This window comes from Hamadaea tsunoensis DSM 44101 (assembly GCF_000428945.1).
Taxonomy (GTDB): Bacteria; Actinomycetota; Actinomycetes; order Mycobacteriales; family Micromonosporaceae; genus Hamadaea; species Hamadaea tsunoensis.
The window spans coordinates 85,824-98,725 of record NZ_AUAX01000034.1; the positions used below are offsets into that span (position 1 = coordinate 85,824).

Below are 12,902 nucleotides of genomic sequence, written 5' to 3' on the forward strand. Positions count from 1 at the left end.
ACATTTCCGGGTTGGCTACCGTCCAGGGCATGGTGCATGTACGCGACCTGCGCGAAGAAGACGTCGACCTGGTCGCCGCCAACCACGTGGCGGCCTGGCGGTGGGCGTACCGGGGGATCGTCGACGACAGCGTCCTCGACGGGCTGGATCCGGCCCGCCGGGCCGCCCAGCGCCGGGAATGGATGGCGGCCGGCACCGGCGCGCGGATGCTCGTGGCCGTCGGCGAGGACGACAAGCCGATCGCGCACGCGGACATCGGGCCCTACCGCGACGACAACGGCACCGCACCCGAGGTCGGCGAGGTGTACGCGATCTACGCCGCCCCCGCGTACGTCGGGATGGGCGCCGGTGCGGCCCTGATGGCGGCGGCGCTGGACGCCCTGCCCCAACCCGAGGTACGCCTCTGGGTGCTGGAGGAGAACGCGCTCGCCCGCCGGTTCTACGAGAAGTTCGGGCTAAGGCCGGACGGGGTCCGCGAGATCTGGACGCCCACCGGCAGCGGCACCGGCTACCCCGAGCTGCGCTACAGCATCGTCCGCTGACCGGGACGGCACCGCGAACAGGAACACGACCGTGATGAACACGTACGCGTTGCTGCCCAGGTAGCCCCAGAAGCTGAAGAACCGGTTGTCGAACACCCAGACGAGCTTGCTGCACAAGATCACGTAGCTGACGGCGGCGAGCCGGAACCGCCAGCCGCCGGCCCGGACGAGCAGGACGAACGCGGGGACCAGCCAGACCAGGTGGTGGATCCACGTGACCGGGCTGAGCAGGCAGCTCACCACGCCGGTGAGGGCCAGCCCGGTGACCAGGTCGGCCTGACGGATCTTCCAGATCCAGACCGCGACGGCCGCGAGCACGAGTACCAGCCACAAGACCTTCGACGGGTGCGCCGGATCGAGCCGCGCGACCAGCCCCTGCAACGACTGGTTGGAGACGAAGGCCAGCGAACCGACCCGGTCGGTGTCCCACAACGCGTTCGTGAAGAACTCCCGGGCCGCGTCCGGCGCGATCGCGCACGCCACGAGCGTGACCCCGGCGGCGGTCGCCATCGCCGTGCCGGCCGCCCGGAACCTCCGGGTCACGAGCAGGTAGATGATGAACAGCCCGGGCGTCAGCTTGATCGCGGTCGCCAGGCCGATCCCGATGCCGGCCCACCACCTCCGTTGCCGGGTGGGGAACAGCAGATCCCCCGCCACCAGAGCCACGAGCAGCATGTTCACCTGCCCGAACAGGAACGTCTCCCGCATCGGCTCGTACGCGATCAGCAGCGCCAGCGTGATCCCGGCCGCGTACAGGGCGTCGCGGGGGACGAGCGGGCGTACCAGCCACCAGACGACCAGAACGGTGGCGGCGATCGTCAGAACGGACGCGATCGTGATGGCGACCGGCCACGGCACGATGGCCATCGGCAGCATCGCGAACGCCGCGAACGGCGGATACGTGAAACCGTACGTGCTGTTCGGCTTCAGGTAGTCGTACAGTTCCCCGTGCCCGTGCGCCCACCAGTTGATGGCGCCGAAATACACCTTCAAGTCGAAGAACCCGTGCCGCGTCGCGAAAGCCGCGTCGAAGGCCAAGGCCGCGAGCGCGATCACCGCGACGAGCGCCGCCCTGCTCTTCCCCACCGCCGGTCCCTCCCCTTCCCCGTACCACGGGTAGGCTCTCACGTCGTGGCTGTGGGTTTCGTGCGACCCGCGCGTCCCGGCGACGCCGGGGAGATCGCGCGCATTCAGGTGGCGACGTGGCGCGTCGCGTACCGTCGTCTCTTCCCTCGCCCTGTCCTCGACGGCCTGGACGAACAGGCCATCGCGGGCGGCTGGCGGGATGCGATCGTGGCACCGCCCACGGGAGGCCACCGCGTCCTCGTCGCGCTCGAGCAACCCGCGTCCGACCCAGCGTACTTGGTGGGATTCGTCGCGTTCGGGCCGCTCGACGAAGATCACATGACGCCCGGCGAGACGGCCTCACCGACGGTCGGCGGCATCACCGAACTGCTGGTCGAGCCCCGCTGGGGCCGGCGCGGCCACGGCAGCCGGCTGCTCGCGGCGGCTGTCGATCACTGGCGGGACGACGGAGTGGGCGCCGCCGTGGCCTGGGTGTTCGACCAGGCCCCGGCCATGGGGAAGTTCCTCGGATCGGCAGGCTGGGCGCTGGACGGGAACACCCGCGCGCTCGACGTCGACGACATGCTGGTTCCGCAATCCCGGTACTACGCCGCGCTCACCTGATCAAATCAAGATCCCTTTTAAGCATACTTTGTCCCGGGTTCGTCGATCTCACTTCCGCTCCTCCCGCGGGAGACCGTTCCGCCCCTATCGCTGCGCTCCGGGGCCCATCACGGTCGGCGATCTTGCGCGAATGTCCGGGCATTTCGGGTGCGTCGGACGAAATTCGGGGCATTCATGCAAGATCGTCGGCCATCTTGGAGATCGGGGACACCATCCGGCCCTGGCGGGTTCTGGCCGTTCGCGACTTTGTCGCGACTGTCCGACTTGTGCGCCCGGCCAACGGCCTATGAGGTGATCGTTTACGGCTGAGGTGCGAAAACGGCCGCTCGGTGCATGATCGTTTACGGTCCTGGAGCACACTGACCGGGTTCCGCTACACCTGACACGTAATCGATCATGCAGATCGGGCCGGATTTACACCCCAGCCGTAAACGATCAAGAAACCAGCACGCCGTGTTCACCTGGCGGAAGATCGTTCCCGCATCACGGACAACTACTGAGCGCAGGCCGGCGTGGACGTAATCCACAGCGGCCGAGATGCAAAAACGCATCCCTCGCCCAAGATTCACAGCAGTCCGGATGTAGGAAAACGGCCTTTTATCTACATCCCAGCCGCAATGGATCGAGGGGATGGACCCGAAATCTACATCCCAGCCGCGAACGATCACCAACCAGCCGACCCACCCAACCGCCATATCGGACAGTCACGACAAAGTCCGGACGGGGGGTTGGGGGTAACGGCGACCGGACGACGAAGAACGATGCTTCGCCCCACAAACCTGGCAGTGCAGGCCTCGGAGCGAAGCGGAGAGGCCGGAACGGTCTCCCGCGCGAGGAGCGGAAGCGAGATCGACGAACCCGGGACAAAATCTTAAAACGATCTTGAACTGGCCTTCAGAGAAGAGCGTCGAGGCCAACCGTCAGGCCCGGCCGGGAGATCACGGATCGGATCGCGAGCACCACGCCGGGCATGAACGACGAGCGATCGAACGAGTCGTGGCGGATCGTCAGCGTCTCGCCCTGCGTACCGAAGATGATCTCCTGGTGGGCGACCAGACCGCGGGCTCGGACCGAGTGCACGTGCACCCCTTCGACCGTGGCGCCGCGGGCGCCGTCCATCAGGTCGCGGGTGGCGTCGGGCATGTCGCCCTGACCGGCTTCCTTGCGGGCGGCCGCGATGATCTCGGCGGTACGCAGAGCCGTGCCCGACGGGGCGTCCAGCTTCTGCGGGTGGTGCTGCTCGATGATCTCGATCGACTCGAAGTACTTCGCGGCGCGGCCGGCGAACTCCATCATGAGGACGGCGCCGATGGCGAAGTTGGGGGCGATCACGACGCCGACCCCGGGCCGGTCGGCGAGCCAGGCACGGACGGTGTCCGTACGCTGCTCGGTGAAGCCGCTGGTGCCGACCACGACGTGGACGCCGCGGGCGATGCACCATTCGAGGTTGTCCATGACCGCGCCGGGATGCGTGAAGTCCACGACGACCGCAGCGCCCGCGTCGACGATGCCGGCCAGGTCGTCGCCCTGGTCGAGGGCGGCCGCGAGGTCCAGCCCGGCGGTCGCCTCGACGGTGCGGCAGACCTCGCCGCCCATCCGGCCACGGGCGCCCAGCACGGCGACGCGGATGGGGTCGGTTCCCTGCGTAGTCACAGCGACAACCTACCGCACCGCCGGCCGGGCGTTCGGGTCAACGGGGCCCGATGAGCGCCAGGTAGTCGGGGCCGCCGAGGATCTCCGCGGCGATCTCGCTGACGTCCTCGACGGACACGGACTCGATGCGGCGCAGCAGTTCGTCGACCGACAGGATGTCGCCGAACAGCAGCTCGCCCTTTGCCAGCCGGGACATCCGCGAGCCGGTGTCCTCCAGGCCGAGGACCAGCGCACCCTTGAGCATCCCCTTGCCCCGGCGCAGTTCGGCCTCGGTGATCGGGTCGGCCGCCATCAGCGCCAGCTGGTCGCGCGCGATCGAGAGCACCTCGTCGACCTTGCCCGGGGCGCAGCCCGCGTACACGCCGAAGGTGCCGGCCTCGGCGTACTGGGAGGTGTAGGAGAACACCGAGTACGCGAGCCCGCGCTTCTCGCGGATCTCCTGGAACAGCCGGCTCGACATGCCGCCGCCGAGGACGTTGTTGAGCACGCCCGCGGCGAACCGCCGCTCGTCCCGCCGGCCGATACCGGGGCCGCCGAGCACCAGATGGGCCTGCTCGGTGTCCTTGCTCCGGCTGGCGGTACGCGGCGGCGCGTACACGACGGGCGCGTCCATGCTCCGCGGACCATCCGGTACGCCGGCCGGCCGGTCGAGGTCCGTTCCGGCCAGCGCGGCGACGACCTGGGCCACGACGAGGTCGTGGTCGAGCCGGCCGGCCGCCGCGATCACCATGGCGGCGGGTTCGTAGCGCGCGTGGTAGAAGCCGTCGATCTGGTCCCGGGACATCGGCGTGATCGAGTCGACCGTGCCGGAGATCAGCCGGGCCAGCGGGTGATCTCCGAAGACCAGCTCGGCGTGCAGGTCGTGGACCTCGTCGGCCGGCTCGTCCTCGCTCATGGCGATCTCTTCGAGGATGACGCCGCGCTCGGTCTCCACATCGGAGGGATTGAGGACGGAGTTGGCCACGGCGTCGCACATGACGTCGATGGCCAGCGGCAGATCCTCGTCGAGTACGCGCGCGTAGTAGCACGTGTACTCCTTGGTGGTGAAGGCGTTCGTCTCGCCGCCCACCGCCTCGATCGCCGCCGAGATGTCCAGGGCGGTACGCCGGCGGGTCCCCTTGAACAGCAGGTGTTCAAGGAAGTGCGAGGCGCCGCCGTCGGCCGCGCTCTCGTCACGGGAACCGACGCCGACCCAGATGCCGAACGACACGCTGCGCATGGCCGGCACGTTCTCGGTGACGATCCGCAGCCCTGAGGGCAGGACCGTACGACGGACCGTGCCGTCCAGTGGCTGAGCCAGGCTGGACGGCACGGTGCTGAAACTCTGCGACACGTCGGGACTAGTCGCGGCGCTGCTGCCGGCGGCGGCGCTCGCCGTCGTCACCGTCGCGGCGCGGGCCCCGGTCGGTGCGGTCGCGGTCGCGCGGGCCCCGGTCCCCGGTCTCCCGGTTGGCCGGGCGCTCGGCCGCGGCCGGCCGCTCGACACCCTCGGGGAGGACCTTGTCCAGGTAGATCTTGCCGCGCGAGTCGACCTCGGCGATCTCCACCTCGACCTTGTCACCGACGTTGAGGAAGTCCTCGACCCGCTCGACGCGCTTGCCGTCGCCCACCTTGGAGATGTGCAGCAGGCCGTCGCGGCCGGGCAGCAGCGAGACGAACGCGCCGAACGCGGCCGTCTTCACCACCGTGCCGAGGAACTTGTCACCGATCTTCGGCAGGGTCGGGTTGGCGATCGCGTTGATCCGCTCGACCGCCGCCTGGGCCGACGGCCCGTTGGTGGCGCCGACGTAGATCGTGCCGTCGTCCTCGATCGAGATCTCGGCGCCGGTCTCGTCCTGGATCGCGTTGATCGTCTGGCCCTTCGGGCCGATGACCATACCGATCTTGTCGACCGGGATCTTGACCGTCGTGACGCGCGGGGCGTACTCGCTCATCTCTCCGGGCGAGTCGATCGCGTCCTGCATCACGTCGAGGATCGTGAACCGGGCGTCGTGCGCCTGGCGCAGGGCCGCCGCGAGGACCTCCGACGGGATGCCGTCGAGCTTGGTGTCCAGCTGCAGGGCCGTCACGAACTCGCGGGTGCCGGCGACCTTGAAGTCCATGTCGCCGAACGCGTCCTCGGCACCGAGGATGTCGGTCAGCGTCACGTACTCGGTCTTGCCGTCGACCTCGTCCGAGATCAGGCCCATCGCGATGCCGGCCACCGGCGCCTTCAGCGGCACACCGGCCGTCAGCAGCGACATCGTGGACGCGCAGACCGAGCCCATCGAGGTCGAGCCGTTCGAGCCGAGCGCCTCGGACACCTGGCGGATCGCGTACGGGAACTCCTCACGCGAGGGCAGCACCGGGATCAGGGCCCGCTCGGCGAGCGCGCCGTGCCCGATCTCGCGCCGCTTCGGCGCGCCCACCCGGCCGGTCTCACCGGTCGAGTACGGCGGGAAGTTGTAGTTGTGCATGTAGCGCTTGGTCTTCTCCGGCGACAGGGTGTCCAGCGCCTGCTCCATGCGCAGCATGTTCAGCGTGGTCACGCCCAGGATCTGGGTCTCGCCCCGCTCGAAGATCGCCGAGCCGTGCACCCGCGGGAGCACGGAGACCTCGGCGGTCAGCGGCCGGATGTCGGCCAGCCCGCGACCGTCCATGCGGATCTTGTCGCGCAGCACGCGGCCGCGTACCTCCGCCTTGGTGACGGAACGGAAGGCGGCCGAGACCTCCTTCTCGCGCCCCTCGAACTGCGGGGCGACGGCGCCGATGACCTTCTCCTTGACCAGGTCGAGGGCCTCTTCGCGATCCTGCTTGGCGGCGATCTTCAGCGCCTCGGCGACCTCGGCCGCACCGGCGGCCTTGACCGCGGCGTACACGTCGTCCTGGTAGTCGAGGAAGACCGGGAACTCGCCGACCGGCTTGGCCGCGACCGCGGCCAGCTCGGCCTGGGCCCGGCACAGCTCGCGCAGGACCGGCTTGGCGGCCTCGAGGCCCGCGGCGACGACCTCCTCGGTCGGGGCGGTGGCACCGCCGGCGACCAGCTTGACCGTGTGCTCGGTGGCCTCGGCCTCGACCATCATGATCGCGACGTCGTCACCGACGACGTGGCCGGCGACGACCATGTCGAAGACGGCCCGGCTCAGCTCCTCGTGGGTCGGGAAGGCGACCCACTGGTTGTCGATGAGCGCGACCCGGGTCGCGCCGATCGGGCCGGAGAACGGCAGGCCGGAAAGCTTGGTCGACATGCTCGCGGCGTTGATCGCGACCACGTCGTACGGGTGCGCCGGGTCGAGCGAGAGCACCGTCTCGACGACCTGGACCTCGTTGCGCAGGCCCTTGACGAACGACGGGCGCAGCGGCCGGTCGATCAGCCGGCAGGTGAGGATGGCGTCCTCGGTGGGACGGCCTTCGCGGCGGAAGAACGAGCCCGGGATCCGGCCCGCCGCGTACATCCGCTCCTCGACGTCGACGGTGAGCGGGAAGAAGTCGAACTGGTCCTTGGGCTGCTTGCTGGCGGTCGTCGCGGACAGAACCACGGTGTCGCCGAGCTGGGCCAGGACGGAACCGGCGGCCTGCTTGGCGAGGCGTCCGGTCGAGAACGTGATCTCCCGGGTGCCGAAGGCACCGTTGTCGATCACGGCCGTGCTGTGCTGCGTGCCGAGAGTGGTCTCGGTCATGAATGGATACTCCTCTTCGGTCGTCAGGGGCGGACGGGCGACACCCGCGTCGGGTTCGCCGTGTGCGTCCTGCGGCAGACGGCCGGTCTTCGATCGAAGCCCTCGGACCGCGTCGCGGTGCCGGGAGCCACTACCGAGGACCGAGCGTCGAACCTGCCCCTTTGCGTCTTTTGTGCGTGAATTATGAAATTGTCGAACCGAGAAACGGGGGAGCGACCGGCGACGGCTGCTCCCCCGGCCGGGTCAGCGCCGGATGCCGAGGCTCTCGATGAGCGCGCGGTACCGGGCGATGTCCTTCTTCGACAGGTACGCCAGCAGCCGCTTGCGGCGGCCGACCAGCAGCAGCAGCCCGCGGCGGCTGTGGTGGTCGTGCTTGTGCACCTTCAGGTGCTCGGTCAGATCCTTGATCCGCTTGGTGAGGACCGCGATCTGGACCTCCGGCGAGCCGGTGTCCCCTTCGACGGTCGCATAGTCCTGCATGATCTGGGTCTTGACTGCAGCGTCGAGCGCCATGTTCTCCCTAACTTCTGGGGTACGCGCCGGCCACAGCGGCCGGCATCATGTGCTGGTTTCGGGCCCGCGGCGTCGAGCAGGCCGTCCGGAACCAGCCTCAAGGTTACCGCACGTTATCGATCTTGGGCGCGGCGTGCACCGACGAACCGCCCGGGATCGGACGTGGCGGGACTAACCACGCAGGAGAATCTCCCGTGTACGGTCGACGTCGTCGGCGATCGCCTTGATCAACGCGTCCAGCGTGTCGAACCTCACCGTCGGGCGCAGGTGCGCGACGAAGTCCAGCGCGAGCTGCTCGCCGTAGAGATCCCCGGACCAGTCCAGCACGTACGCCTCGACGCGCCGCTCGGTCCCCGCGAAGGTCGGGTTGGTGCCGATCGAGATCGCCGCGGGCAGCCGTTCGCCGCCCCGGACCAGCCAGCCCGCGTACACGCCGTCGGTGGGGATGGCCGCGTACCGGGCGCAGAGCAGGTTGGCGGTCGGGAAGCCGAGCTCGCGGCCGCGCTGGTCACCGCGGACCACCACGCCTTCGAGCCGGTGCGGCCGGCCGAGCGCCCGGGCCGCCGCGGTCACGTCACCGGCGGCGACGCAGGAGCGTACGTAGGTGGACGAGAAGACGGTCTCGTCGTCGGCGAGCAGCGGTCCGGCCGTCACCGCGAACCCGAACCGCCGGCCGATCCGGGTGAGCTGCTCGACGTCGCCCGCCGCCTTGTGGCCGAACCGGAAGTTCTCCCCCACCACGACCTCGGCCGCGTGCAGGTGCTCCACGAGGACGTCGTGGACGAACTCCTCGGGCGACAGCCGCGAGAACTCCCGCGTGAACGGCTCCACGCAGAGCGCGTCCACACCCAGCTCCTCGATCAGCTCCGCCTTGCGCGCCGGGCCGGTGAGCACCGTGGGATGCGATCCGGGCCGCACGACCTCGGACGGGTGCGGGTCGAAGGTCAGCACCACGCTCGCGTCGCCGAGCTCGTGCGCGCGCTTCACCGCGTACCCGATGGTCGCCTGATGGCCGCGATGCACTCCGTCGAAGACCCCGATCGTGACGACCGACCGGCCCCAGCCCCGCGGGGCCTGCGCCGTACCTCTCCACCGCTGCATGAAGCCCAGGCTACCGAAACGATCAGAAGCAGTCTCGGGCACACAGGACCGTCGTTACCTCCGTCTCCCCCGCGAGGACGAGCAAGGGCAGACCCTCTTTCGTGTACGCGATCCAGCCGCCCGCGTACGCGCTCCCGGCCGGCGCGGACTGCCACGGCCGCAGGGTCACCTGCGCGCAGGCCGGATCGGTGCAGTGGGCCAGGGCGTACCGGTCGCGGGGTACGGGCGTGCCGATCCGCAGCTGGAAACCGGGCCGCCGGTCCGGAGCCGGCGCGACGAACGCGGCGGTCAGCAGTCCGCGGGGGTCGAAGCCGAGGGCGACGGGGACCGGCTCGCCGCCCGTTATCGTCAGCGGCCAGGCCCGCGGGAGCAGCGAGACGGTGTCGCCGAGCGCGGAACAGGTCCGGTCGACGCAGCGGGTCTGGCGCACGAGGTCGTCGTCGCTCCAGCCGACGACGGGCACGCCGGCGTCGTCGGTTCCGACCGCGATCGCGGTCGGCGCCGCGGGCCGCGACGGGGACATGCCGCCGAACGACAGCATGCCCCGGCTCTCGGGCACCTCGGTACGCCGGGCGTGGGCGCAGTCCGTGCCGGGGCAGGCCCACAGCACGACGGTCGCGCCGGTCTTCAGCCAGGCCAGGGCCGCGACCACGACGTCACCGGCCGGGGTCATCGTGATCGCGGCGCGGTCCCACCGCTCGCCGGCGCCGGCGAAGGCGGTCTTCACCGTCTCGCAGGAGTCGACGCGGCAGACGGCCAGGGTGCCCTCGTCGCGGAGGACGTCCGTGACGGCGAGCCGCCGGCCGTCGGGCAGCGCCGTCACGGCCGCGTAGCGCTCTTCACCCCGCCCCGGGAGACGATCGGTCAGTACGCCGTCGGGCCCCGCCCCGGCCGCCCGGTCCGATGTGTTCGCGGGGTGGACCGTCAGCACCGGTACGCCGGTCGGGTCCCACGCGGTCACTCCCGCCCCGACGGTGACGGCGAGCAGGACGGCGGCCGCCCCGATCGCCCAGCCGGACCGGCTCGGCGGCGATCCCGGCAGCAGCTCGCGTACGCGCCACAGCCGCGACCGGGCCAGCAGTCCGCCCTGGACGGCCACGACAGCCGTAATGATCACGAGTTCGACCAGGTAGATCCCCGCGACGACCAACGGGTGGGCGGAACGCGCGGGCAGTAGCCCGATCACCCACGTCCCGATCACGCCGGCGGCCACGACGCCGAGGAAGAGGAAGAAGGCACCGGTCTTGTCGACCGCGACCACCCCCAGCCCGGTACGCAGAGCGTCGGCCGTGGTGTACCGGGCGCCCGGATCGACGGCGGCCGGCTTGTCCGGATCCCAGGGTTCGTCGCCGAATGGTGGACGCGGCAGCCTCGTCACGCCGGTACCCGGGATGCCGTCGACGGCCGCGGCCGGAAGCGCGTACGTGAAGCGGCTCAGCAGCACGGCGGCGATCACGAGCAGCACCGCGGCGAGCCACCCGGAGCCGAAGCTCAGCAGGGCGACCGCGACCAGCAGGACGATCGCGTACACGGCCAGCAGGGCGAGGACGCCGACGATCGCGAGCCAGCGGCGGGCGGCGTACCGGAGCGCGTCGCGTACGGCGACCGGCGTGCCGGCGAGCGCGCCGGCTGCCACGATCATCACGGCGGACACCGCGTAGGCCCAGCCCCCGACCGCCAGCGCGAGCAGTGCCCACTGGTGCGGCCCGGGCACGTTCTCCGGCCGCCCGCCCAGCAGCGCGGTCGTGCCGCCCCCGCCGAACAGGCTGACGAGCATCCCGGCCAGCCAGCTCGCCGCGACGCCGGGAGCGGCCGCCCCGGCGAGCGCGCGCCCATGCCTCAGCAGTTCCCCGTTCACGCGCGCAGCGTATTGCAGGCCGCCAAGGTCAGGCGGCCGCCAGAACGATCTCCGGACGCGCCCGCCCGCCGCGTTCCGACACCACCGCGAGCGCCGCGCCGTCCGGCCCGAGGATGCCGTACGGCCCGGCGATCCCCTCCGGCGACAGGGATCCGCCGTGCGACAGCACCCGGGCGGCCTCCTCGTCGACCGTGCGTACCGGCATCGCGCGGGCCAGCGCCGCGGCCAGCGGCAGGGTCACCGGGTCGTCCAGTTTCTCCAGACCCTCCAGCGTGTACGCCTCCGCGAGCGTGAAGCCGCCGACCGCGGTACGCCGCAGCGCGGTCAGGTGGCCGCCGACCCCGAGACCGGCGCCGAGATCGCGGGCGATCGCCCGGATGTAGGTGCCCGAGGAGCAGGCGACCTCCACGTCGACGTCGACGAAGTCGTCCACCCGGCGCAGATCCGCCACGTCGATCCGGGAGATCGTGATCCGCCGGGCGGCCAGCTCGACCTGCTCGCCGTCGCGGACCATCTTGTACGCGCGTACGCCGTTGACCTTGATCGCGCTGACGGCGCTCGGCACCTGGTCGATCTCGCCGACCATCCGGTTCAGTCCCGCGTGGACGGAGTCGTCGGTGATCCCGGCGGCGGACATGGTCGCCACGATCTCGCCCTCGGCGTCGTCGGTGACCGTGGTCTGGCCGAGCCGGACCGTCGCCCGGTACGCCTTCCCGGTGCCGACCACATAGGTGAGCAGCCGCGTCGCCCGGCCGACCCCGATGACGAGGACACCGGTGGCCATCGGGTCGAGCGTGCCGCCGTGGCCGACCTTGCGCGTACGCGCGATCCGCCGGCACCGGGCGACGACGTCGTGCGAGGTCATCCCGGGTGCTTTGTCGACCACGATGAGACCGTCGGTCACCTGCTCAGCCATGGCGTCCAGGGTGCCAGAGCCGGACCGGGCCGCCACTGACGGGTGCCCGGCCGTGCCTCGGGCCGGTTACGGGTCGACGAGCGGCTTGGTCGGGCAGCCGTTCTTCGCCTGCCAGTTCTTGATCTCGTTGACCGCCGACTTCGGCGAACTCGTCTTCCACGAGTCGAGGTAGGGCCACGGCCAGATCACGCCGCGCCGGATCCACCAGTCCTTGACCCGCTGGCAGACCGGGGAGATCCCGAAGTGCAGGTGGCAGACGGTCGTGTCGCCGGTCCGGCCCACCTTGCCGATCTGCTGCCCGGCCGCGACGCGGACACCGGGGCGGATGTCGGCGCCGATCGACGACATGTGCGAACCGTAGTAGCGCACTCCGTCCTCGCCGAGAATCGACCAGCCGAGGCCGCCCCGGGTGGCGCCGAGGTTGTCCTTGGCGTTCCACGTGTCGACCAGGTTCACCTCGAGCACCGTGCCGTTGACCGGCGAGACCACCGGGTTGCCGCAGGCCGAGATGATGTCGCTGGCCGGATAGTCGTGGTGCGAGTGCGCGTACGACGCCTTGCCGATGATCGGGAAGACGTACGGCTTCGGGTTGTGCCGGATCGGCGGGGGCGCGGCCGTCTCCTTGGTGAGCGGCACGCTGCCCGCGGACACGCTCGTGCCGGTGGTGACGGTGGCCGCGGCGGGCAGCCGGGGGCTGGCGGCGGCACCGGCGGTTTCCTTGCGGGTGAACACCACGCCCAGCACCAGGCCGAGCCCGACCACCACCGCGACCACGGCCATGACAAGGGGGAGACGACGACGCACGTGCCGAGCATATAAGCCGCCCGCGCCGCGTAGCGCCCTCCGTTCGGCCGTCCTCTTCAAGGTCAAAATCAAGATCTTTTTTGTCCCGGGTTCGTCGATCTCACCTCCGCTCCTCCCGCGGGAGACCGTTCCGCCCCTATCGCTGCGCTCCGGGGACTCCACTGCCA

General features: G+C 70.5%; 11 protein-coding genes. 2 read left to right on the forward strand and 9 right to left on the reverse strand.

Annotated features, from left to right (window positions below; all coding sequences use genetic code 11):
* Positions 1–29: 29 nt before the first annotated feature.
* Positions 30–542 (forward strand): GNAT family N-acetyltransferase, encoded by a 513-nt coding sequence (locus G401_RS50335; protein WP_034593972.1) that lies wholly within the window; start codon positions 30–32, stop codon positions 540–542.
* Here G401_RS50335 and G401_RS50340 read toward each other — a convergent pair.
* A complete protein-coding gene (locus G401_RS50340) occupies positions 456–1,628 on the reverse strand; it encodes a glycosyltransferase 87 family protein (RefSeq protein WP_051367557.1) in 1,173 nt (390 codons plus the stop codon). The two genes, G401_RS50335 and G401_RS50340, sit on opposite strands and share 87 nt — an antisense overlap.
* A 45-nt stretch (positions 1,629–1,673) precedes the next feature.
* Here G401_RS50340 and G401_RS0134150 point away from each other — a divergent pair, with 45 nt between their 5' ends.
* Positions 1,674–2,231 (forward strand): GNAT family N-acetyltransferase, encoded by a 558-nt coding sequence (locus G401_RS0134150; protein ID WP_027346025.1) that lies wholly within the window; start codon positions 1,674–1,676, stop codon positions 2,229–2,231.
* Positions 2,232–3,125: 894 nt separating this feature from the next.
* Here G401_RS0134150 and dapB read toward each other — a convergent pair.
* From dapB to G401_RS50345, 8 genes are all read right to left on the reverse strand, one after another.
* The gene (dapB, locus tag G401_RS0134155; RefSeq protein WP_027346026.1) at positions 3,126–3,884 is read right to left on the reverse strand and encodes a 4-hydroxy-tetrahydrodipicolinate reductase; all 759 of its coding nucleotides are present in this window, start codon (positions 3,882–3,884) and stop codon (positions 3,126–3,128) included.
* A 37-nt stretch (positions 3,885–3,921) separates the two neighbouring features.
* Complete coding sequence (locus G401_RS0134160; protein WP_027346027.1) at positions 3,922–5,268, reverse strand: M16 family metallopeptidase; 1,347 nt, start codon at positions 5,266–5,268, stop codon at positions 3,922–3,924.
* The gene (locus tag G401_RS0134165; RefSeq protein WP_027346028.1) at positions 5,225–7,543 is read right to left on the reverse strand and encodes a polyribonucleotide nucleotidyltransferase; all 2,319 of its coding nucleotides are present in this window, start codon (positions 7,541–7,543) and stop codon (positions 5,225–5,227) included. Before G401_RS0134165 ends, G401_RS0134160 begins: the two co-directional genes overlap by 44 nt.
* Before the next feature lie 243 nt (positions 7,544–7,786).
* Entirely contained in the window at positions 7,787–8,056 is a 270-nt protein-coding gene (rpsO, locus tag G401_RS0134170) for a 30S ribosomal protein S15 (RefSeq protein WP_027346029.1), read from the reverse strand.
* Between the two features lie 171 nt (positions 8,057–8,227).
* Positions 8,228–9,157 (reverse strand): bifunctional riboflavin kinase/FAD synthetase, encoded by a 930-nt coding sequence (locus tag G401_RS0134175; protein ID WP_027346030.1) that lies wholly within the window; start codon positions 9,155–9,157, stop codon positions 8,228–8,230.
* A gap of 22 nt (positions 9,158–9,179) precedes the next feature.
* The gene (locus G401_RS0134180; RefSeq protein ID WP_027346031.1) at positions 9,180–11,015 is read right to left on the reverse strand and encodes a hypothetical protein; all 1,836 of its coding nucleotides are present in this window, start codon (positions 11,013–11,015) and stop codon (positions 9,180–9,182) included.
* Positions 11,016–11,043: 28 nt separating this feature from the next.
* The gene (gene truB, locus G401_RS0134185) at positions 11,044–11,931 is read right to left on the reverse strand and encodes a tRNA pseudouridine(55) synthase TruB (RefSeq protein ID WP_027346032.1); all 888 of its coding nucleotides are present in this window, start codon (positions 11,929–11,931) and stop codon (positions 11,044–11,046) included.
* Positions 11,932–11,997: 66 nt separating this feature from the next.
* Positions 11,998–12,735 (reverse strand): M23 family metallopeptidase, encoded by a 738-nt coding sequence (locus G401_RS50345; RefSeq protein ID WP_245601949.1) that lies wholly within the window; start codon positions 12,733–12,735, stop codon positions 11,998–12,000.
* Between the last annotated feature and the right edge of the window lie 167 nt (positions 12,736–12,902).